The sequence below is a fragment of the Roseateles sp. FW305-36 genome, assembly GCF_058787015.1.
Map to the genome: position 1 here is coordinate 785,674 of NZ_JBYSZK010000001.1, position 22,570 is coordinate 808,243.

Here is a 22,570-nt window from a genome sequence, read left to right on the forward strand (position 1 = left end):
ACGCGGTGCAACGAGTGATCAGCTGTGGAGCAGGGGAGGGGCGCGCCCCTCAGGGCGCAAAGTACAGAGACTGGGTATGGGGACGTGGTCGACCGCCGGTGTACTTAGACGCGCTGCCTTCGCGTCGTCCGACGGCAGCCGCACGATGTTCCAAATGCGCGAAACGATGATGTCCAGGGTAGGCGTGGCGTCGAACCGGACATCGGCAGCCCGAAGCGTCAGGTTCGAATGACCAAGCCTGTCGTGAACCAACTTTTCAGCATGGGCCCATTCGCTGTGAGCCTCGGAAAGTGCGGGGTCGCCATGCAGCTCTCGGTGAACATCCAGGCTCGCATGCTGCAGCATCATGGCTGGCCCTATCTCATGGGCGTGCGCATGCAAAGGGGCACTGAGCAGGTCGAACACCACGAGCAACAGCACCATCCAGCGCATGAACAACGCCGTCTTGACGACGGGTTGTCTTGCCGTGGTGGTTGCTCGAGTCATAGGGGCCGTCTTAGCTTTGCTGGCAGGGATCTACGAAACGCGGCGCTCGGGGGGACTCGTGAGGTGAAGCGCCTGCAGTATGCGTCATCAAGGCGTAGAAGGCAAGGTACTGGGTGGGAGTACCTGGTGAGGCGGTTTGGATGCCCGCCTGAGTGAAACCGCGCGTGTCACTTCAGGTAAGTGCGAAGGATCGACACCACCTCATCCACCTCGACCTGCCGCTGGGCAGGCGAGATATCGACAGCAGCAACATGATCGCGCAGATGCCCTTCGAGAACCTCGGCCATCAGCCCAGCGACCGCACCGCGGATGGCGGCGATTTGCTGCAGCACCTTGCCGCAGTCCATGTCCTCGCCGGTCTCAATGAGCCGCTCCAGCCCATCGGCCTGACCTTTGATGCGGCGCACGCGCGCCAGCAAGCTCTTTTGTCCTTTGACGGTATGCGTCATTGTGTTCGCCTAGGTAGGGTACTGGGGTAGAGTACCTTCAATCAAAATTCCATACGCGCCGACGTGCATCGGCGCGTCGGCATCATGACCGACTTTCCTACTCTGCTTCAGCAGGGCAACGCTTGGCTGTTCGTCCCCAGTGCCATTCTGCTTGGCGCGCTCCACGGGCTGGAACCCGGCCATTCCAAGACCATGATGGCCGCCTTCATCGTCGCGATCCGCGGGACGATGACTCAAGCTGTTCTGCTGGGACTTTCTGCGACGTTGTCCCATACCGCCGTTGTCTGGCTGGTCGCGCTGGCTGGCCTCTATTTCGGGCGCAACTGGCAGGCTGAGGCCACCGAGCCTTACTTTCAGGTCGCTTCCGCGGTCCTGATCGTTGCCGTCGCGCTGTGGATGCTGTGGCGCACGTGGCGAGAGCAGCATGAACACGACCATCACCACGACCATGACCACGGGCACGACCAGCCACAACGAATCGTGACGGGCCGAGGTGTCTTGCGTGTCGAGATCTTCGAGACCAATGAGCCGCCACGGTTTCGGCTATTCAGCGAAAGCGGTCAAGGTTGGGACGCGGCGGAGGTCGAGATCACGACGATTCGCGATGGCGGTGGCCGTCAGCTATTCACGTTCGTGCGCAAGGACGGATTCCTCGAGTCCGTCGATGAGATCCCTGAGCCCCACGCGTTTACGGCGAGGGTCAATCTCGGCCTTGGCATCGAGCACCACGAACACGAACTTGTCTTCGAGGAGCATCAGCACACGCATGATGTGCTTGAGGTCGGTGATCTGGAGTTCCAAGACGCACACGAGCGAGCCCATGCCAATGACATCAAGCGGCGCTTTGCGAATCGCAACGTGACGACGGGGCAGATCATCGTATTCGGCCTGACCGGTGGACTGATTCCTTGCCCAGCATCCATCACCGTGCTGCTCTTGTGCTTGCAGCTCAAGAAGTTCACCCTTGGAGCCGTGCTGGTGTTGTGCTTCAGCATCGGGTTGGCATTGACGATGGTCGCCTCGGGCGCCATGGCGGCGCTCAGCGTCAAGCATGTCTCGAAGCGTTGGAGCGGTTTCGGCGCGTTCGCGCGCAAGGCGCCGTATTTCTCGAGCGCTCTAATTCTGCTGGTCGGGTTGTATGTCGGCTATGAGGGCATGCATGCCCTGAAGCTGATCGGTGCCTGAAGCATCCCGAGGTGTCGATTCGCCGAACTGGGCGAGGGGCAGGTGACACGACAAAATATCTGCTGGCCCAGCGACCTAGGTGAGGACAAGCAAGCTGCAGTTTTCTGACCCGTATCCCGTCGAGCCCCGGGCCGTCAGGTTTGCAAGGTGCCTGTGGGGTGTCGTGCGCTCGCTGATTCCGAAGCAAGATGACCTGAGCGATGTGCCTGAGGTCATCGTCGCCCACAGTGATTGGTCCTGGTGGCGTCGTCGCCTTCGGTGGCCTGCGGACGATCTGCTGGAGCGGGCACAGGCGTGGCGGGAGCTCGTAGATGCCTGCGCGCGCGTTGTGCCGGCGGCGCTCGACAACCTGGACGCAAGACGTAGCGGGATCTTCGGGAGCTCCCTCGTGCTTTGGGACCACCTCAAAGGTTTCCATGGCGGCTGGCAGTTTGAGGGCTGGGCGCACGACGCAGGAAGCGGATTCAGCCACGCGTCCGTCACCAACCCCTGTGGAGACCTCGTCGACTCCAGAACGGTGGAATCGTTTCGATGTGATATCCGGGACGTCGAATGCATCTTCAACAGCAGGTCGTCCGGCTATGCCTTCGAAAGTGTTCACGCGTTCGGTCGTGACTACAGCGAGTTCAAGAGCGCCCCGATCAGCGAGCAGGGGTTGCAGATGATGCTGGCCCATCGAGGCATCGACATCTTCCGTGACGACGCGCACGATCATCTTGACTTGTACCTGTGGGACGGGCGCTTGATCCTTTGCAACGCGGACGGATCGCATCACTTTGCAGGCGCGGCCTACATCGCCACGCAGCTGGAACGGCCGGTACCGCTGGTGGCGCGCCTCAATATCTACTGGCTTAACTCAGCCGCGTGGCGCTGGCTGATGCAGCAATACCGGATCCTCCACGTCTCCTCGGCGTCGGAGTACGGCCTCAGACGCAACGTCGCGTTGCTGGCGGGATGCTGCTCTTCGATGCCACTGCCGCCCAACGTAGCCGCTGGAGAACTGGTGCTGCTACCGCGCGAAGCACCAGCAACTCAGGCCGTCGTTGATCTGTTGGCCGAGCACGGCGTACGAGATGTTGAAGGTGACCTGAATCGGGTACTGCGAACTCAGGAGGCGGTTCAACGAATCTGCCGCCAGCGCTGGCCAGCGGCGTTTTGAGCCACCTTTGGCGCTCCTGGCGCGCCGCCGTTAGCCAGACTGCGACCCGGGTTGCGCCGAGACGGTCCTCCTGTCGTCATCCATGCTGCTCCGGCTTGGATTGAGCACGTCCATTCCACAGGAAGAACCCCGACACGAACGCCAGAACGACCGCTTGGGCGGCGAGCCCGATGGTGGAAGGGTATACGCCTAGCAGTTCAACGCGCGGCGATGGCAGGGCGCTAGGGGCAATCCAACCGGCCTCCTGCAGTGCGGCTACACCCTTGCCCGTCAGGACAACGGCGAGCACGGCGACGAGCCAGGAGCTGGCGGAGAAGAACTTGCCGATGGGTAGCTTTGCGCTGAAGCGCAGCAGCAAGACGGTGATTGCTGCCAGGCACAGGACGCCGGCCGCCAGGCCAACCAAGATCGCGCGGTCATTGCCCTGGCCCCAGAGCGCCGCGTAGAACAGGATGGTCTCGAAGACCTCGCGATACACCGCAACGAAGGCCAGACCGAACATGAAAAACGCTGACTTCCGGTTCAAGGCTGCAGACATGCGTTCGCGCAGATAGACCTGCCACTGACCAGCAACGCTCTTCTGGTGCATCCAGATGCCCACACTGACCAACACCGCGGCGGCGAACAGACTCGACAGCCCTTCTGTCACCTCACGGTTGGCGCCGCTGATGGTGACGAGGTACGTCGCGGCCCCCCACGTTGCCGCACCTGCGGCGAGGGCCGTCAGCCAGCCGGCGTGAACGTAGCCGAGCACGTCCGGGCGTTCCGCCTTTCGCAGGAACGCAATCATGCCCACCACGACCAGCAGAGCTTCAAGACCTTCTCGTAGCAGGATGGTGAGGCTCCCCAAGAAGGCAGCCGTCGAGTCTGCCTTCGAGTCAGAGAGCACCTGGTCACCCTGGGTGAAGAGACGCTCCACATCAGAAGCAGATGCGGCTACTCGGTCAATCGGAGCCTTGTCTGAAAGCTGTGACCGGTAGCGGCTCATCGCCACTTCAATCTGGCTCTTCAGCGAGCCATCCTTTGCAGCCAATGCATGCTCATAGGGCTCAACACCGTCCAAGTAGGACGACAGGGCAAGGTCTTGAGCCTTCTTGATGTCACCGGCCTTGTAGGCCGCCAAGCTGAGCTGCAGCTGCTTTCGCGCGAGCGTCAGGCCACCAGCAGGAGCCTGGTTGAGCGCATCCGGATTTGCATGCAGGTACGCCATGACCACGCTCGCTTCCTTTCCGCCCAGCGTCTCAGCCAAGTCGTTCTGCGTGAGGCCGACGAAGCTGTCGAAATTGGGGACAGCGGCCTTCGCCATTTCTCCTTCGCTCCACACCTTCTTGCCTTGCTCGATTTCGCTGCTGTCGTGCGCAAAGGTGCCCAGGTAAGTCGCCACAGCCCATCGGTCTTCTTCAGACAGCTGACCGAACGCGGGCATCGCCGTGCCGGCGAGACCCTGCGACACAGCTTGGTAGAGCGCAAAGAGGCTGCGTTGACTGGCACGCTCCTTGTCAGTGAACGCGATGGGCTTAGGGTTCAGTGACTTCCCCACGGGGCCGTCGCCGTTGCCAGTCGCGCCGTGGCAGCTGGCGCAGTTCTGGGCGTAGATCTTCGCCCCGAGCCCAACGTCCGGAATTCTCGAGGGCGCCAGCGGGACGGGATAGACGGCGACAAGGTACTTGGCCAACGCCTTGGACAGCGCGCCAACCTTGCTTGCGTCAGCTCGAGCGCCGATGGCTGCTTCAAGCTCCGTAGCCTGTGCAATCAACGCGGGCTGCTCGCTCTTGGTTTCGAGCGTCGCGATTTTGGTTCGCGCCGTCAGTGCGAACTCCTTCATCTCGTCGTACTCGGACTGAGAGACGACCTTGCCATCCTTGACGGCGCCGGCGTAGTCGACAGCCAAGTAGTCGAGGATTTGCCAAACGCGCTTCACGTCGGCTTCCGACGCCTGCGACACGCTTGAGAAGAGGAACGTGACCAGGATGGCCAGCCCCCTGGCGCTGCGATGGACTGTCTTAGTGAGACTCATTTCGGTTCTCGAGCAAAAAGATGGCCCGCACGATGCGAGCCGATGTGGCCGATGGATTTAGCGAGTGCTTTTCAACAGGCGCAGACCGTTGAAGACAACCAGCAGGCTCGCGCCCATGTCGGCGAAGACGGCCATCCACATGGTGGCGCTGCCGAAGACTGCGAGGACGAAGAACACGGCCTTGATGCCAAGCGCGAGGACGATGTTTTGCCAGAGGATGGCGTGCGTCCGTTTCGAAAGCCGGATGGTCTCGGGCACTTTGCGCAGGTCGTCGTTCATGATGAGCACGTCGGCCGCTTCCTTCGCGGTATCGGTGCCAGCACCGCCCATGGAGAAGCCCACCGACGCCGCAGCCAGGCTCGGCGAATCGTTGACGCCATCGCCGACCATGCCCGTCAGCTGGGTTTGACCCAGCTCGGAAATCACCTTGAGCTTGTCCTCGGGGAGCAGGTTGGCCTGAACGTCGTCGATGCCGACCTGGCCGGCGATTGCCTTGGCGGTCGACGGGTTGTCGCCGGTCAGCATGATTGACCGGATGCCCAGAGTCTTCAGATCGGCGACGGCTTGCCTGCTGGTCTCCTTGACGGTGTCGGCGACCGCGAACAGTCCCAGGACTCGCTCGCTGTCTGCCAGCAATGACAGCGTGTGCCCTTGCGCCTCGTGCTCTTCCAGCCGCGCCTCCAGCTCTGCGGAGCACAGGCCTCGCTCGTGCACCCAGCGGTGATTGCCGAGGATGTACTTACGTCCGTGGATGGTGCCGTGAACGCCTCGGCCCATGTCGGCGCCGAAGTCTTCGACGGCCAGCTCTTCCCCGTCCAAGCCGTTGGACACAGCCTTGGACACCGGGTGGTCAGAGCGCGAGGCCAGGCTCTTGGCAATGCGCAACACCTCGGCTTCAGGAAGGCTCTGCGACAGCGCCGCCTGTGCGACGAGGCGCGGCTTTCCCTCGGTCAGCGTACCGGTCTTGTCGAGCGCGACTACCTTGAGCTTGCGAGCCTCTTCGAGGTAAACGCCACCCTTGATGAGGATGCCGCGTCGCGCCGCGGCAGCCAAGCCGCTGACGACGGTAACCGGCGTCGAGATGACGAGTGCGCAAGGGCAGGCGATGACGAGCAGCACCAGCGCCTTGTAGACCGCCGTCAGCCACGGCCAGCCCATGATGAAGGGCGTTCCGACGGCGACCGCCAGCGCCAGCACGAAGACGGCCGGGGTGTAGATGGCAGCGAACTTGTCGACGAAGCGCTGGGTAGGCGCCCGCTGCCCCTGGGCAGCTTCGACGGCATGGATGATGCGGGCCAGCACTGTGTCGCTGGCGGGCTTGGTCACTTCGAACTCGAGGGCACCGCTCTGGTTGATGGTCCCTGCGAAGACGTCATCGCCCGGTGCCTTGTCGATGGGAATGCTCTCGCCGGTAACGGGGGACTGATCCACAGCGCCCTGGCCCGCGGTCACGCGACCATCAAGGGCGAAGCGTTCGCCAGGCTTCACGCGCGCCGTCGCCCCAACTGCCACCGTCTTGGCGTCCGCGCTGGTCCATGTGCCGTCGGCTTGGCGCACCTCCACCTGTGGCGGTGACAGCGCGAGAAGGCCAGTGATGGCGTTGCGCGCACGCTCAACCGAGCGTGCCTCGATGAGCTCCGCCAGGGAATACAGCGCCATCACCATCGCCGCTTCAGGCCATTGCCCAATGACGAACGCGCCTGCGACCGCCACCGACATCAGGGCGTTGATGTTGAGGTCACGCCGCACGATGGCAGAAAGGCCTTTGCGGAACACGGCAAGACCAGAAAGCCAAATTGCCCCGGCTGCAACAGCCATACCGACGACCTTCCAGGCCAGCATGTCCGGCGCGAAGAAGTCAACCAGCTCCGCAGCAATGGCAACCAGCAGCGCCGCAACCAGGCGCGTCAACTCGGTGCGCTGAGCCTTTGCAGTGTCCTCCGCAGGAGGCGGCGCCGACAGCGTCTCCGTCTTGAAGCCGATGCCATTGATGGCGGCAATGACGGGCTCCCAGGCTGCCGGCGGGGCGTCGATGTCCAGCGCGCGTGCCGGCAGATCGAACCGCAATCCTCGTACTTCGGGGAAACCCTCCAACGCGCGGCGTATCTGTCCTTCCTCGGTCGGGCAGTCCATGGAGGGAATGCGCAGCAGCAGGCCGCCAGACGCAGTGGATGTCTGGGCCTTCGCCGCTGCGACGGATGCAGTGCCACAGCACGACGGCTCACGCCCGTGCTCATGTGCATCGCCATGCCCGTGCTCATGTGCATCGCCATGCCCGTGCTCATGTGCATCGCCATGCCCGTGCCCGTGCCCGGACCCATGAGCATGGCCGTCCTCATGATGGTGCTCCGCGTGGTCACTGTGGTCGTGCTTGTGGGTGCTCATGCTTGATCGTTCTTCAGCTATTGAGGGTATTTGACAACCTGTAGCTGCTACAGAGTCAAGTCCCTACACTTCTGTCCTGTAAGCCCCGGGGGACCCATGAAGATTGGTGACTTGTCCGCTGCGTCAACAACGCCCATCGAGACCATCCGCTTCTACGAGCGGGAGGGGTTGCTGCCTGCGCCTGGCCGTACGCAGGGCAACTTTCGTGTGTACGAGGCGCCGCACCTGGAGCGGCTTCAGTTCATTCGCTACTGCCGAGGCCTCGACATGTCGCTGGACGAGGTTCGTGTTCTGCTGCGCTTCAGGGACGCACCTGGTGAGGACTGCGGGGACGTCAACTCGCTGCTCGACGAGCACATCGGACACGTGTCCAAGCGCATCAAGGAGCTGCGAGCGCTGGAACAGCAGCTCAAGGAACTTCGCCAGCGTTGTGGGGACGCCAGGCGCACGGACCAGTGCGGCATCCTTTCCGGTCTCGCCGAAGCTTCGCAAGAGAAAACGCCGGCGGATCAGAGTGCAAGCCATCTGCGCTCGGTGCACAAGCACTGAGAGTCGGTATACCCGCCGCGCAAACAAAGGGGCGTTGGCTGCTAAAGTTGCTCTCGAGACTGGCGGTGCTGGTCTCCCTGCTTTACCTCCCTGGGCTTAAGGGGCCTTGTTAACAGTTAGGCGCTTCGCTTGCCTTGTAGATCAAGGACTTAGCGAAGCTAACTTTTTTTGTTGTCGAGCAGTCTGTTGCTCGGTGGCATCAATGAGCAACTGGCGACGCCAGGAGCCCGGCTTTTCCTCCCTGAGCCGGCCGGATCGTGACAGCGATTCGGGTTTTGGACCCTCGGGACCGCCTAGGCCCGAGGGTGTCTTTTTAAGGCGGATCGGAAGATCCTGGTCACGCAGGCGGCGCTATTCCTCACAGTGACCTGAGTCACACCGGCTCGACAGGTGGATGCCCAAGGGTTACCACTTTGCCCTTGCTACCTAGGCGCGCCTTCAGCGTGGCGTTCTCGTCAAGCAGCACTTCATTGATCGAGGCCAGACGTTCAACATCGGCTTTCAGCGCATCGAGTTGTTCCCGGAGATCGCGATTCCTCCTCCGTTCTTCCTTGAGCAATTCGACCTTAGCGTCCCTCTGAGCACGCGTGGCCTTACCTTGGGCCGTGCGTATGTCCTCAGCGACTTTCGGGTAGTGGTTGTGGATGAGCGCTGTGGTTACGCCCGCCTCTCGGGCGACGGCTGAGATGGAGAGCTTGGACTCCCCGCTCTTCGCCCGACCGCGCTCGATGCGATACATGGCGAGCCGGAGGTCCTTCTCTCTTGCCTCGGCAGATTTGCGCGAAACGGTCTTGGCCGAAGCCTTCTCGGTGGCTGTGCTCATGCGGCGAACCCTTGCGGCTCTTGGCCAAGCTCCCTCAGTACCGAAGCGCATCGCTCCATGTCGCGTTGGACCAACTGCTGCGCGCCGGCGCCAATATCGTCCAGAAGCGCTACTTCCTTGAGATGGTCGTAGAGCCCGCGGTACAGCGAAGCGTGGACGTGTCCAATGACCGACTTGTCGCAGCCGCTACAACGGGTGCGCTCAAGGTCATTGCCGACGCACAGGTTGTCGTCCGCCGTGCACCATGCATGGCCATTGCTCCTGATAGGCGTGCTGCTGGCCAACGCCTTGACCATGTGGCGATGCGATTTGAAGATCGTCACGGCCTCGCTACCTCGCCAAGCGACGATGTTGGCTCCATAGCCCCCAGCAAGCGGCGCATCCGCCTTCAGCCAGGTGTCGACCAATCCGGCCTTGATGTCTTCGAGACGATCGTGGATCTCAAGGTACAGCGATAGGTCCTGCGATTCGTCGAGGGCATAGCCCAGGGTCATGTCCATCGACCAGTGCTTGAAGTGCTCCTTCAGATACCGAAGATCACCGAACTGGCTTCTCGCTGCGTAATGCGCGAACGTGCGACGGAACTGATGGCTAGCCAGCTTCCAGTCCAATCCGCATCGGATCTTGGCGAAGGTGCGCAAATCCCCTATCCAGCTGCGCAGCGATAGCGATCGCGCCATCCCAGAGACGCCTCTTCCGAGGAACAGCGCCTTGCTGTGGCGCTGCGCTTCAGCAATTTCTGGATCGAGCGGGTTCGTTGCCCGCCGCAAGGTAATTTCCTTGGCGATCGCCTCTTGGTACGGCAAGGCCCACCGCTCCATGATGCGGATTGCCTCAACGCCGGCGGGTGGAATCATCCAGGTCGTAGATCCCTCGTCCGTCTTTGCTGAGACTGACCGCATCCACCAGACCACGTCCGCCTCGCCGTCGTTGCCCGGCGTGCTGAAGAGCGAACCGGTCTGCAGCCAGGCCAACTCATGGTTTCTGCACCCTGACACGCTCGCAATCACCACATAGCAAGCGCGTCGCACGTCCAGCAATTCTTTGGCGAGGCCAGACGGGCCCGCATGGAAGCCAAGTGCCGCCAGCCGCTGACACTGTGCTCCCCAAACCGCAAGCGGCTCCAGGGTCGGATCAGCAGCCGCCACCCGGTCCATCTCGTCCCGAAGGTCCATCACAGCTGGTGCACGCTGCACGATGTCCCATGCTTTCTGGAACAAAGTAGCGAAGACGTCGTCGGGCATCACCGGCGTCTTGCGCTGGCGCACGTCTGAGCCGGACAGCCCTGCCATGTGTTTTGCAGAGGTCTCCGGCCACGGATGCGCCTGCATGGGGTCGGTTGAGTGCTGGCTGAGTTCGAACAACGCCTCGACAGCCCGGAGTCTTCGATCAATCGAAGCTGCGGCAAGGGGTTTGCCGTTTGCCATAGCCCACTCCTTGACGAGCTTCACGTAGGACGTGCAAGCCAGTCGCTTCACCTCGTCGAGGCGGGTGATGTTGCAGGCGCTGAGGTGCCTCAGGAAGGGCAGCAAGTCGTTGAACAAGCCCTGGACGGTGCTGGCCCCCGGCCGCTTGCCGCCTGCACGTCCCCGGCAGTAGAAGCGGTACATCACCTGGCGTATGGAGTCTCGCAACTCCTCCTCCACCAGGTCGAAGGTAATGGCGTGCTTGCGATTCGTCGTCTTGCTCAGCAGCTCCCAGCGATCATCACCGTATCGACTGACCACTACCCACTGACCATCTACCCTGCGTGCCGAGATGACCAGCCCATCGCGCTCCTGCGCGCTCAGCCCGCGAACGTGCGACTGCTGCGCGAGCAGGAATGGGGCCATTTCAGCGTCAGCGAGGTTTGCCTGGGCGCTCATGCGGTCCCCCCGACAGACTGAAGATGTTCGATGTCGTGCAAGACAGAGTCTGATGACCAGAATGGGTGAGGTGTGTGGCGAGCCCGCTCTCTGGCCGCCTCCACCTGTGACGCCTTGAACACGCCTCGAGCGATCCCCGCCTCGATCACATCGCGGTCAATCAGCCGGGGGATGTGCGCCATCTGCTGACGCCACTTTCGTCGGTCGACGTTTGCATGCTCGCGCAGGATGCGGAAGTAGAAGGAGAACAGACGCCAGAGATCGTCCCCTGTCACCACGTAGTTGCGGCAGCGAAGACAGTTCAGGAAGCTGCTACAGGCTGATCCGTCACGCTTCGGCGCATATTCGCCACGCTCGGGGTCCGAGCACTGACCTAGAGGGGTGCGAGCGGTGGCTCCGACAGTGCCAGCAAGTAGCTCTTGGACTAGAACCTTACCCATGAAGGCCCAATTGCGTTCCGACGCTACTGTCGGACGAAGGTAGTGCCGTCCCGTAACCTGGGTGCTGTTCCCAGCGGCCGTGGCCACCGCGGCGACGTTACCGTCAAGCAGCTCGTAAAGGCGATTTACGAAGGTCTTGCGCAGCCGGCTCACGTTCAGTTTCAGCGGCTTGCCGTCCGCGTCGAGCAGCTTGTAGTCGTCGACGAGCTTGGTGATGGCCGATGCCAACGCGTATGCCCCCAAGTCGGTCACGCCGCCGGTGGGGGACTGCGAGCGATAGATCCACACGCGGTCGCGAAGTTCAGGAGATGCTTCTTCACGTAGCTTCTCGGTGCCAGCGATAACGCGGCGAAGCAGTTCCAAGACGGTCGGTCGGAGAGTTGGCGTCGATTCAACAATGCGGTTGATTTTCGACTCCCCCCGAAGGATGACCTTACTAGTGGTGTGTCCCCGCCGCTTGTAGACGACCAGGAACGCGGTGTTGTCCTTCGGATGTGCGCGAATGCAGTCAATAGGAAGTTCGAGGAGCGGCGTCGTGTTGCGGCCCGTGTGTAGCGCAACGACGAGAAGCGCATAAGCGACCAACTCCCCAGTGGGTTCGCAGCCAGGCGTGAACCAGGGCATCACTGCGGTCTTCACTGCTGCCGTGAACGCCTTACGCTCAGCAATCGACAGTGGCGTCTCCCCTTTGTACTTCCGGTCCACCCCAGGGAATGGATTTGCTGGGAACGTCGCGTCATCACCACTTGAGACCAAGTTGAAGAGACGCCGCCGCCCCAAGGCTTGCAGCACGGGCTTCGTGTTCTTGTAGTACGTCTTCTGGGAGGTGGTGCTTAGCTCTAGATCTCGGAGCGACACGAGGTACGAGTCGATGACCGGCCGACCGATGTCGGCCAGCGTAAGGTCGCGGTTGAGCGCCACACGCAACACAGCGAGATGGTCCAGAAACTTTGCAAGGCCTTCACAGTAGCTAGCGACTGTGCGCGGCTCTACCTGGGAGTCCTGCTTGAGCAGGAAGCGCTCGACCTGACGCTGGCAGGCGTAGGTGACAGCGTCGATGCCAAGTCCGTACCAGGGTCCGAACTTGAAGTTCACCCTACGCGCAGGGTTCGGGGGGAACTGCACCGACGTCACGGACGGCGGCATCGCATCGGCTGGAACGACAGCATGGCCAGCAGCATCTGCCTCGTGTTCGACACACGGAATGGAGAGGTCGGTCTTAACGAACTTCTTGGTCTTGGGCATGGGGCGGTTGCTCACTCGGCGAGCTCAGGGCTGTCGAAGCACTCGTTCAGTTCCTCGTCGTAAGCAAGCACTGCTTCGTCGGCAAGTTCGTTGACCAGGTGCAAGTAGGTCATCGTGGTTTGGATTGAGTTGTGCCCAAGCTGGCGCTGGAGGAAGACCAACGGCTCCACGCGGTTGCGGTCGGTCTGACGCTGTAGAGCGAGCAAGGTTTGAGTCGCGTAGGTGTGCCTCAGCAGGTGCGGCCAGGCAGGGAAGCCGGCCTGGCGTCCCAACTCGCGAACGATGCGTTCGAAGCCTTTGCCGCTTGCGGCGTAGGGCTCACCCGCCTGATTGAGGAACAGCGCTTTGTGGGCGGAGCCGAAGCCGCGCTCTCCGCGATGGTGCTTGGCGTAATGGTGCAGGTCCCTCATCAAGCCACGGGGCATGTAGATGTCGCGGGGCTTGCTCCCCTTGGTCTTCATGCCGGACCCGTCATGCGGGTCCAGGTGTACCTTGACGTTGAGAGAGCTGCAGCCAGCTCGATCAGGATCGGAGACATATGCCAACGGGAACGTTGCCAGTTCGCACCGCCTGAGACCCGTGCCCAGTGCCAAACGGATCACGACCCGATGATGGACATTTGTCGCCAGGGCCAAGAGCGCTTGAGCCTGATCCTTGGTAAGGAACTTCGGGAGCGTCTTGATTTCCCGTGGCATCACGTCGCGAACGGTGACGGCGCCACCGGATGCGTCGACGTGGGCAAGGAAGCTTTGGCTGCGATCGATGCGACGGATCTCGTTGTCGAAGGGCAACTTTTCGATCCACGCCTGACGCTGGGCGAATTCATAGAACTCACAAACGTAGCCAAGGCGCTGCCTGATCGTTGCCGGCGCTAGCTCGACATGGTCTCGGCAGTAGTCTCGGTACGCTGCCACGAGCGATTTCTGCTCTCCCCTATCGACATCGTCCCAGGCGAGCTCGTGGGCCTGCAGGAACCCGAAGAAGTCGTAGATGCTCTGCCCGATGGCGTCCCATGAGTTCTGGGAACCGATCGCACCCCTTAGCAAGTAGTTGCGAAGGAAGGTGTTGGCCTCCCTGCAGCTTTGCATGTTGTCCCAGAGCAAGATCGGGAACCCAGCGTAGGGGACCCCGTTGATGACAAGCTGTGGCGTTGCTTTGACCAGGCGCAAGTGAACTTTCGAATGAGGTCGGACGCAGTGAAGCTGATCAGCGGTCACCCACCTGCTGAAAAGTCACTGTGTGTTTGAGGGTTGGACCATGAGTACATGGCCCAACCGGGGGGCGCCTCCGGCGGCCTTGCCGGGGGCTCTCTCTAAATCCTTGATAACAGAATACCAATCCTGTTAACTGATCAAGGGCCCCATAGCTGAGCAGGAGCGTCGGCGTGATGACAGCGTCGAAGCTTTATGGCCCCGGCTCTTGCCGGGGCCGCGTTTTTTCTGCCTCGCCTGGACGCCCGCCGCCGGGATTCCAACCGCAAATGGAAACTTGACGGATGCCATGGCAGCGAAAGTTTCATCGTCAAGCCTGCTGCGGCCAATTCATACCGATAAGCGCAGCTCAAGTGACTTGGCCTGTCGGCTCGTGATGATGGGGATAGTTATTGACGCGTCGCACGCGCATCAAGGCAAACGCGGCTGGGACCACGAAAAGCGACAGCAGCGGTGCCGTCACCATCCCGCCCAGCATCGGCGCAGCAATGCGGCTCATGACCTCGGAGCCCGTGCCAGATCCCCAGACGATGGGCAGCAGGCCGGCGAGGATCACGGCCACCGTCATCGCCTTCGGACGCACGCGCAGCACTGCACCCTCACGGATGGCGTCGAGCACGACCTCGCGTGTGATGGGCATACCGGCGCGCATCCGGTCTTCCAGGGCGTGCTTGAGATACAGCAGCATGACGACGCCGAACTCGGCCGATACGCCCGCCAGCGCGATGAAGCCAACGCCGGTGGCCACGGACAGGTTGTAGCCCAACAGGTAGAGGAACCAGATTCCTCCGGTCAGCGCCAGCGGCAACGTGGCCATGATGAGGGCAGCCTCCTCGGCGCGCCGGAACGTCAGGTACAGCAGCACGAAGATGATCAAGAGCGTGGCAGGCACCACCACCTTGAGCCGTTCGTTGGCCCGCTCCATGTATTCGAACTGGCCAGAGTAGGCCAGGCTCATGCCTGGCTCGAGCCGCACCTGTTGGGCGACCTCCCGCCGCAAATCGCCAACCACCGAGGCGATGTCCCGTCCTCGCACGTCGATGTAGACCCAGCCCGATGGGCGGGCGTTCTCGCTCTTGAGCATGGGTGGTCCGTCAACGAGGGTCACGGCTGCCAGAGTGCCGAGCGTCACCTGCTGGCCAGCGGGCGTGAGCACCGGCAGATTGCGCAGCTTCTCCGGCGTATCGCGCAGCTCGCGCGGATAGCGCAGGTTGATGGGGAAGCGCGCCAGGCCTTCTACCGTCTCGCCGACGTTCTCGCCGCCTATCGCCCCTGAGATCACGGACTGAATGTCGCTCACGTTCATGCCGTAGCGCGCGGCGGCCACGCGGTCGATCTGCACGTCGACATAGCGTCCGCCGGTCAGCCGCTCGGCCAGCGCCGAGCTGACGCCCGGCACGTTCTTGGCGGCCGCCTCGACCTGGGCGGCGATCCGGTCAATCGCGGAGAGATCGGTGCCGGACACCTTCACGCCGATGGGGCTCTTGATGCCGGTGGCCAGCATGTCGATGCGATTGCGGATCGGCGGGATCCAGATGTTGGTCAGGCCCGGCACTTTCACCGTGCGATCAAGCTCCTCGACGAGTTTTTCCGGGGTCATGCCAGGGCGCCACTGATCGCGTGGCTTGAGCTGCACGGTGGTTTCGAACATCTCCAGCGGCGCGGGGTCGGTAGCGGTCTCCGCCCGGCCGGCCTTGCCAAACACCCGTTGCACCTCTGGCACCGTCTTGATCATGCGATCGGTGATCTGCAGCAGCTCGGCGGCCTTCTGGGCGGACAAACCTGGCAGTGCGGAAGGCATGTACAGCAGGTCACCCTCATCCAGCGGCGGCAGGAACTCGCCACCCAGGCGCATCACGGGCCAGGCGGTGGTGGCGAAGACCGCGACGGCCACGACGAGCGTGGCCTTGGGCCAGCGCAGGACCGCGTCCAGCGCGGGGCGGTATAGCGCGATCAGTGCGCGCGTGATGGGGTTGCGCTGTTCGTCGGGAATGCGCCCGCGGATCCAGTAACCCATCAGCACGGGAATGAGGGTGATGGACAGGCCGGCGGCCGCTGCCATGGCATAGGTTTTGGTATAGGCCAGTGGCCCGAACAGCCGTCCTTCCTGCGCCTGCAACGTAAAGACCGGCACGAAGGACAGCGTGATGATCAGCAGCGAGAAGAACAGCGCCGGGCCGACCTCGACTGCGGCGTCGGTGATGACTGCCCAGCGCGCTTCGCCCTTCAGTTCCTCGCCGGGGTGGGCGTGCTGCCAAGCCTCCAGCTTCTTATGCGCGTTCTCGATCATGACGACTGCGGCATCGACCATGGCGCCGATGGCGATGGCGATACCCCCGAGCGACATGATGTTGGCGTTCAACCCCTGCTGCTGCATCACCAGGAAGGCCGCCATCACGCCCAGCGGCAGCGAGATGATTGCCACCAACGCCGAGCGCAGGTGCCACAGGAAAACCACGCAGACCAGGGCGACCACCGCAAACTCTTCGAGCAGCTTCATCGACAGGTTGTCGATGGCGCGCTGGATCAAGGAGCTGCGGTCATAGGTCGTGACGATCTCGACACCCTGAGGCAGGCTGGACTGCAGCTGCTTGAGCTTGTCCTTGATCGCGGCAATCGTCGCCTGGGCGTTCTTGCCGTTGCGCAGGATCACCACGCCGCCGACCGCCTCGCCTTCGCCGTCCAGTTCGGTGATGCCACGGCGCATCTCCGGTCCGACCTGCACGGTCGCGACCTGGCTCAGCAACACCGGCACGCCGTTGCGGCTGGCCAGCACGATGCTGCGGAATTCATCCAGCGACTTCAGGAAGCCGCTGGCGCGCACCATGTACTCGGCCTCGGCCAGCTCCAGCACGGCGCCGCCAGCCTCCTGGTTGCCGTTCATCAGCGCCTCGCGTACCTGGTTATGCGTGATCCCGTAGGCGATGAGCTTGGCCGGGTCGACCACCACCTGGTACTGCTTGACCATGCCGCCCACCGTGGCCACCTCGGCCACGTTGGCGACGGCCTTCAGCTCGAACTTGAGGAACCAATCCTGCAGCGCCCGCAGCTGTGACAGGTCATGGCGACCTGTGCGGTCCACGAGGGCGTACTGGAAGACCCAGCCCACGCCGGTCGCGTCGGGGCCGAGCGAGGGCTTGGCCGTCGCTGGCAGCCGGCCCTGCACCTGGCTGAGGTACTCCAGCACGCGGGAACGAGCCCAGTACAGGTCCGTGCCGTCATCGAACAGCACATAGACGAAGGAGTCGCCGAAGAAGGAGAACGCCCGCACGGCCTTGGCGCCGGGCACCGACAGCATGGTGGTCGCCAGTGGATAGGTGACCTGGTTCTCGACGATCTGTGGCGCCTGGCCGGGGTAGCTGGTGCGGATGATGACCTGTACGTCGGACAGGTCGGGCAGGGCGTCGATCGGTGTCGAGCGCAGCGACAGCACGCCGGCGACGGCGAGGAAGAGCGTGGACAGCAGCACCAGGAAGCGATTGCCGACCGACCAGCGGATCAGCGCGCCGATCATCGTGCGCCTCCCGGTGTCTCGCGCTGCATGGCGACGACTTCATAGCCGTCCTGGCTTTCCCGGAAGGTGAAGCGGACGGTGTCGCCCACCTTCACGCCCTTGGCCAGCTCCGGCCGCGCGAGCCGGAAGCCCATCTGCATGGCTGGCCATCTGAGGGCCGGCACGGCGCTGTGATCCAGCGTGACGCTCTGCCCCGAAAGCTCCACGATCCTGCCGACCGCCTGAAGTGCCGAAACGGCAGAAGCTGTCGATGAGGCCGCCGGCACGGCAGCCGCGCTGGCAGCAGGCGCTGCCGGAGTGGCCTGGCGCTGCAGCACACCCTGCATGCTCGCTTCCGAGTCGATCAGGAATTGGCCGGACGCCACAACCTGTTGGCCGGGCTGCAATCCCTCCAGCACCTCCAGCTTGTCACCCAGCTCGCGACCCAGACGCACCTGGACCGGCGTAAAGCGCCCAAGCTGCTCAGCCACATAGACGACAGCACGCTGGCCTGTGCGGATCACGGCCTCGGCAGGCACGACGAGCACCTCTTCGGCCGTCCCGCCCAGGCGCATCTGAGCAAACATCCCCGCCCGCAGCCGGCCTTGCGGATTTGGGAGCTCGGCCCGGACGCGCAGGGTGCGTGTCTCAGCATTCGCCTCAGGCAGGATCGCTGTGATCTTGCCGCGCAGTGTCTCGCCGGGAAACGCCGCCAACAACACCTCGACGGGCTGTCCGACGCGGGCGACGCTGGCCTGGGTTTCGGGGAGGGCGGCTTCTAGCCAGACGGTCGACAAACCGGTGATGCGGGCGAGGCTCATGCCTTGGGACACTGTCATGCCGGGTCGCACCATCAACTCCTGTACCAGCCCGCCGGTGGGGGCGTGCACGTTGGAGAGCGCCTGTACCTGTCCGCTGTGTTCCACCTGCTGGATCAGGGACGTCGGCATGCCGAGCAGCACCAAGCGCTGGCGGGCCGCGGCGGTCAGGGCCGCATCGCCCGTTTGGCGCACCGCCAGGAATTCCTGCTGGGCGCCTGCCCACTCGGGAACCAGCAGTTCGGCGATGAAGGCACCGTTAGCGACGACATCGCCCGGTGCCAGGCGGGCCACCCGTTGGACGAAGCCAGCGGTGCGCGCCTGCAGGATGGCCACGTCGCGTTCGTTGAGCTGCACGACGGCCGGCACCTGGAACGAGGCGCCGAGCCGCTGCTTCTCCACGGTTGCGGTGCGTACCCCCAGGGTCTGGGCGACGCGCGGGTCGACGGCAACGCCACCTGAGGGCGCCTCATCGGCGTACTTGGGCACCAGCTGCATGTCCATGAACGGCGACTTACCTGGCTTGTCGAACTTCTGCTGCGGCACCATGGGGTCGTACCAATACAGGGCCTTGCGCTCACCGGCCGGACTCTTGGTCGTCTCTTTGGTTCCGGACACCGTGGCGGATGGGTCCGACATCGAGGCCGTACGCCAATGGGCGACGCCGTAGCCCAGGCCTGCGCCCGCAGCGACGAGCAGCATGGCGACGGCGGACAGTTTCTTGTTGGAGGTCATGGGGTCACTCCGCAATGAGATAGGCCAGGCGGGCCTGCTGGGCCAGCACCTGGGCTTGAAGATCGAGACCGCGCAACTGCGCTTCGGCAGCGCTCTTGCGGGCGGTGAGCACGGCACCGAGGTCGGCGCGGCCGGACTGGTAGCTGGCCAGGGTCACCTGGGCGCGCTCCCGGGCAAGCGGTTGCGTGGCGGTTAGCTGGCGCTGCAGCACACGCTCCAGTCGCTGCAACTCCGCAACCTGGGTATCCACCTCGGCGCGGATGCGGCGCAGCGCATCCTCCCGCTCGGCCTCAAGCCGCTCGACGTCCTTACGGCGGGAAGCGACAACGGGTTCCTGGCGCGTGGCCCGTGAGACGGGCAGCTCGAAGGTGAGCTGGAACGAGACCATGTCACCGAAGGACCGTGCGCGGTTGCCGTAGGCGACCTCCCAGCCCCAATCACCCTGGCGCATCGCTTCTGCCTCGCTGAGGTCGGCGCGAGCCATTGCGAGCATCGGGTTGAAGGCCAGCAGTTCGGCATGCCGATCAAGCCCGCCCAGCAATCGCGCCAGGTCCGGCCGCAGCGGGGGCGGTTCAGCCTCAGCGGACAGTTCCGGCTGGTCGCCGGTCCAGCGCCGCAGTTGGACCCGTGCCTGCTCGACGCCGGCCTGCAGTTCGTCCCTTCGGTCGGCCAGCTCCAAGGCCTCCTGGCGCACCATCAGCGCATCGCCGGGCGTGGCGGCTCCGGATGCGACGCGGGCAGACAACGTGTCCTGCAAGAGGCGGTTCTCTTGCTCGAGCGTTGCGAAGACGTTCAGCTTTTGCTCGGCGAAGTGCAGGGCGAGCCAGGCCAGCGCCGCCTCGCGGCGTACCGCCAGGCGTTCGGCTTCCAGCATCGCGTGCTCGCGCTCGGCCTTGGCGTCGGCAGCGTCGCGCTGGGCGGCCCGCTTGGCAGCGTTGGGCACGTCCTGCATGACGCCGACACGTCGCATGGTCATGGACTCGCGGTTCCAGCTGAAACGCTCGCGACCTGAGATCGGGAAGTTCTCGATGCCGACAGCCAGCTTGGGGTCGGGCAGGCGCCCTGCGGCCGTGCGCGCCTGTTGCGCGCCTTCTGCCGCGGCCTGGCGCGCCGTCAGTGCGGCGGAGCGCTGTTCAGCGAGCAACAAGGCCTGTTCGAAGGTGACGGGGGCCGCATGCACGGCGGCGCCTGCAAGTAAGCCTGCCGCGATGACAGCCTTGCGGATGCGGCGGCAGGTAGCTCCTGTGCCGCCGGAGCGGGACCAAGATCCCGCCCAAAAGAAGATGGCCATGATGGCGCTCCACAAAAAGCCTGGAAGCAGTCGGCAAGCGACGCGAGACGTGGGCACGCCGCCGCGCGTGCGGCAGCGCGGACGTCAGGGCTTAATTGCGGAGGACCTGGAGGGTGAGATACACCGGCAGCGTGCCGTCTGGCGGGCCGGTGTGGGCGGTAATGACCGCAGGGAGTGCCTCTGCGGTCTCGGGCGGGAGCCAGAGGGCCAGGCGGGTGAAGAGCTGATCGAGGAGAACCGCGGGCGCAAGGTCAGGCGCCGGCGCGTTGTTGACCGTCTGCTTGTCGCGGTCGCAATGCGCCTTGCACAGCTGCGGCTGTTCGGTGTCCATCCCGGACATCTGGTCGCAGTCGGCCATGCCGGCCATGCTGACCATCGGCATCGACTCCGAGCCGGTCGGGACGGGGCAGGCGTAGGCTGCCGTAGAGAGCTGCAGACACACCAGCACCGCCGCGAGCAAGCTCGCGATCCAGCGCCGGTAGGTCTTGTTCAACATCATGGGCAAAGTCTATCCGCGTGTGGCCGGGGGCGTTAGATCCAGATCAAAGTCTGCGCGTTTCCGTCCAGAGCCAACGCGTAAGCGGTATGCGTCGGCGACGGGTTCCGTCGCCTTACACCACGGCAGGTTTGACACGGAGGGGCCCTTGATCGACCTGGTTATCGCCTCAGATCTGCATGTTCATGACTTCGCTGTAGGCCTGAACCAGCCGGTTGCGCACCTGCAAAGTCGCCTGAAAAGCGATGTTCGACTTTTGTCCGGCGATCATCGTTTCCTCGAGACTGACCGTGGGGTTGTCCAGCGAGAACTCCTTGCTCAACCTGCCCGACTCCTTTTGCAGGTCGCTGGTGGTTTGAAGCGCACTTGCCAAGGCATCCTGAAACCCTCGCCCTTGTACCGAAGCCGGCTTGGTCAGTGCCTCGGCCGAGCGAGCGATCGACTGGATCGAGTCCATCGGCGTCAATCTCATTTGCACAATGCACCTCCCACGGTTCGGTGATCGGAATCGACAGCTGTGATACCGCCAGCCTCGCGGCTGCAACAGGATGCGCTCGTCATAGATGGGAAAACGCCGGAACTGGGTCCGCTAAGGGGCACAGTTCGTGGCCAACGATTCCTTGCCTACCTGCGTAGGCAGCGCTTGAGGGGCTTGCTGCTTTGCCGAGCGACGCCTGCCCATCCAGACATGGAACGGGACCACGGCGCAACTGAGCAGGCCAACTGCAATATGCAGCCAACGGGTAATTTCCCGCCACTCCTCGTCACCGTAGTAGAGGAACCAACCGCTCAAGCCGAGCAGTCCCATGATGATGAGGGTGAACGCACCGGACCAAAGGTTGCGGCGGATGCGCCAGGCCAGCCGGATATGCAGCGGCAGCAAACCTCCGACAACGGTAAGTGCAAGGGCGGCGGCAACGCCGTGTGTCACGAGCAGCCTGTGCTCAGCGGCAAACCAGTTCAACCGCAGCCAGTCATGAACGACGAGCCAGGCAGTTCCGCTTGCTGCGACCACTGCCAACGTGCCATAGGTCGCCCACCGCTGAAAAGCTGGCAGGCGAATGCTGAACGGTTGAGGTCTTGTCGTCGTCATAGTCGGATGACCGTTGCTCGCGCTCGCCTCTGGATGCTGGCGGGAAGGGAGCCTCGCAACGCAACTATTTTCGTGAGCGCATCGGCCTGCAGGCAGCTTTTCGCGACCACAGAAACGCTCCCTGGCAGGCCAACACGCCTCTGGTGCCTCGGATTCACGATGGCACTTGCCGCCTTGCCGTCGTTGCCCAGGTTGGAGGCGAAATAGCTGGCGGACGTCGCGACGGCACCGTTTTGCAGCCGTCCGATCAACTTCATGTCAGTCGGCGACTTCGGGCATCGAACCCAGATTTCTTGTGGCGCCGAGCCGAAGGCGTAGAGGTCGCCCCCGGCGTTGACAAGCCCACTTTGCATGCCCCGACTGCGCAGGACACGCACCGCCTGGTCGACAGCAAATCCTTTTGCGATGCCTCCGAGATCAAGCGAAACCCGTTGGGCGACGTTGACGCGGCCACCCTCTGCCAACCTGATGGCACGGGACATGGACGTTTTGGATCGGCCGACAACGGCGGGGCGTGAGCGAGGTAGCAAGCCGCCTCGCACGAGAACCCGACCGACGTTGCAATCGAAAGCACCGGCGCTCGCCATGTGCAGCTGCAACGCCTCGCTGAGCACAGCGCTCGTCCAGCGATGCACGCGCAGGTGACAGCCAGGGCGAGCCCGGTTGAGCCGGCCCACGTCGCTGTCATGGCGATGAAAGCTCATCAGCCGCTGCACCCGGGCTATGGCCGAGAACGCAGCGCTGACCGCGCCCGTCACCTCGGATTCAGGCACGCCTTCCTGGCCTTGTGCCCGTATGGTGACAAACGTGCCCAGCAATGGCTGCATGCG

Annotated in this window: 18 protein-coding genes; 3 read left to right on the forward strand and 15 right to left on the reverse strand. The window is 63.4% G+C overall.

Translation table 11 applies throughout. The features are described from left to right. Positions 1–18: 18 nt before the first annotated feature. Together AC3WOE_RS03555 and AC3WOE_RS03560 are read right to left on the reverse strand one after the other, a co-directional pair. Positions 19–486 carry a hypothetical protein gene (locus AC3WOE_RS03555; protein ID WP_492688322.1) on the reverse strand — a complete coding sequence of 156 codons (468 nt, stop codon included), beginning with the start codon at positions 484–486 and terminating at the stop codon, positions 19–21. 167 nt (positions 487–653) lie between these two features. After that, complete coding sequence (locus AC3WOE_RS03560) at positions 654–935, reverse strand: metal/formaldehyde-sensitive transcriptional repressor (RefSeq protein ID WP_492688323.1); 282 nt, start codon at positions 933–935, stop codon at positions 654–656. A gap of 84 nt (positions 936–1,019) precedes the next feature. Between AC3WOE_RS03560 and AC3WOE_RS03565 the strand changes: the two genes are divergently transcribed. Beyond that, the gene (locus tag AC3WOE_RS03565) at positions 1,020–2,120 is read left to right on the forward strand and encodes a nickel/cobalt efflux protein RcnA (protein WP_492688324.1); all 1,101 of its coding nucleotides are present in this window, start codon (positions 1,020–1,022) and stop codon (positions 2,118–2,120) included. A 163-nt stretch (positions 2,121–2,283) separates the two neighbouring features. Next, positions 2,284–3,279 (forward strand): DUF6685 family protein, encoded by a 996-nt coding sequence (locus AC3WOE_RS03570; protein ID WP_492688326.1) that lies wholly within the window; start codon positions 2,284–2,286, stop codon positions 3,277–3,279. Between the two features lie 76 nt (positions 3,280–3,355). Here the strand turns inward: AC3WOE_RS03570 and AC3WOE_RS03575 are convergent, their stop codons facing one another. Continuing rightward, on the reverse strand, positions 3,356–5,296 hold the full coding sequence (locus tag AC3WOE_RS03575; RefSeq protein ID WP_492688327.1) for an FTR1 family protein: 1,941 nt from the start codon (positions 5,294–5,296) through the stop codon (positions 3,356–3,358). Positions 5,297–5,353: 57 nt separating this feature from the next. Then, complete coding sequence (locus tag AC3WOE_RS03580) at positions 5,354–7,681, reverse strand: heavy metal translocating P-type ATPase (protein ID WP_492688328.1); 2,328 nt, start codon at positions 7,679–7,681, stop codon at positions 5,354–5,356. Positions 7,682–7,777: 96 nt separating this feature from the next. On the opposite strand from AC3WOE_RS03580, the gene cadR reads away from it, so the two are divergent. Further along, complete coding sequence (gene cadR, locus AC3WOE_RS03585; RefSeq protein WP_088481162.1) at positions 7,778–8,230, forward strand: Cd(II)/Pb(II)-responsive transcriptional regulator; 453 nt, start codon at positions 7,778–7,780, stop codon at positions 8,228–8,230. A gap of 373 nt (positions 8,231–8,603) precedes the next feature. On the opposite strand, the gene AC3WOE_RS03590 is transcribed toward cadR, so the two are convergent. The 11 genes from AC3WOE_RS03590 to AC3WOE_RS03640 form a co-directional block, all read right to left on the reverse strand. Next, the gene (locus AC3WOE_RS03590) at positions 8,604–9,053 is read right to left on the reverse strand and encodes a TetR family transcriptional regulator (RefSeq protein ID WP_492688330.1); all 450 of its coding nucleotides are present in this window, start codon (positions 9,051–9,053) and stop codon (positions 8,604–8,606) included. Beyond that, the gene (locus AC3WOE_RS03595; RefSeq protein ID WP_492688331.1) at positions 9,050–10,918 is read right to left on the reverse strand and encodes a hypothetical protein; all 1,869 of its coding nucleotides are present in this window, start codon (positions 10,916–10,918) and stop codon (positions 9,050–9,052) included. The genes AC3WOE_RS03590 and AC3WOE_RS03595 overlap by 4 nt, the downstream gene beginning before the upstream one ends. Next, a complete protein-coding gene (locus AC3WOE_RS03600; protein ID WP_492688333.1) occupies positions 10,915–12,603 on the reverse strand; it encodes a site-specific integrase in 1,689 nt (562 codons plus the stop codon). The genes AC3WOE_RS03595 and AC3WOE_RS03600 overlap by 4 nt, the downstream gene beginning before the upstream one ends. Positions 12,604–12,614: 11 nt before the next feature. Beyond that, the gene (locus AC3WOE_RS03605) at positions 12,615–13,772 is read right to left on the reverse strand and encodes a tyrosine-type recombinase/integrase (RefSeq protein WP_492688334.1); all 1,158 of its coding nucleotides are present in this window, start codon (positions 13,770–13,772) and stop codon (positions 12,615–12,617) included. Between the two features lie 391 nt (positions 13,773–14,163). Beyond that, entirely contained in the window at positions 14,164–17,328 is a 3,165-nt protein-coding gene (locus AC3WOE_RS03610) for an efflux RND transporter permease subunit (RefSeq protein ID WP_268149209.1), read from the reverse strand. Continuing rightward, positions 17,325–18,860: an efflux RND transporter periplasmic adaptor subunit gene (locus AC3WOE_RS03615; RefSeq protein WP_492688335.1), complete on the reverse strand. Its 1,536-nt coding sequence runs from the start codon at positions 18,858–18,860 to the stop codon at positions 17,325–17,327. Before AC3WOE_RS03615 ends, AC3WOE_RS03610 begins: the two co-directional genes overlap by 4 nt. 4 nt (positions 18,861–18,864) lie before the next feature. Further along, the gene (locus AC3WOE_RS03620; RefSeq protein ID WP_088481159.1) at positions 18,865–20,151 is read right to left on the reverse strand and encodes a TolC family protein; all 1,287 of its coding nucleotides are present in this window, start codon (positions 20,149–20,151) and stop codon (positions 18,865–18,867) included. 91 nt (positions 20,152–20,242) lie between these two features. Next, on the reverse strand, positions 20,243–20,650 hold the full coding sequence (locus AC3WOE_RS03625) for a hypothetical protein (protein ID WP_088481158.1): 408 nt from the start codon (positions 20,648–20,650) through the stop codon (positions 20,243–20,245). Between the two features lie 166 nt (positions 20,651–20,816). After that, positions 20,817–21,104, reverse strand: a complete 288-nt coding sequence (fliE, locus tag AC3WOE_RS03630) for a flagellar hook-basal body complex protein FliE (RefSeq protein ID WP_088482370.1) — start codon at positions 21,102–21,104, stop codon at positions 20,817–20,819. A 132-nt stretch (positions 21,105–21,236) separates the two neighbouring features. Next, positions 21,237–21,740, reverse strand: a complete 504-nt coding sequence (locus tag AC3WOE_RS03635) for a DUF2231 domain-containing protein (RefSeq protein WP_144397091.1) — start codon at positions 21,738–21,740, stop codon at positions 21,237–21,239. Then, the gene (locus AC3WOE_RS03640; RefSeq protein WP_088481156.1) at positions 21,737–22,567 is read right to left on the reverse strand and encodes an FAD:protein FMN transferase; all 831 of its coding nucleotides are present in this window, start codon (positions 22,565–22,567) and stop codon (positions 21,737–21,739) included. The genes AC3WOE_RS03635 and AC3WOE_RS03640 overlap by 4 nt, the downstream gene beginning before the upstream one ends. Positions 22,568–22,570 lie beyond the last annotated feature (3 nt).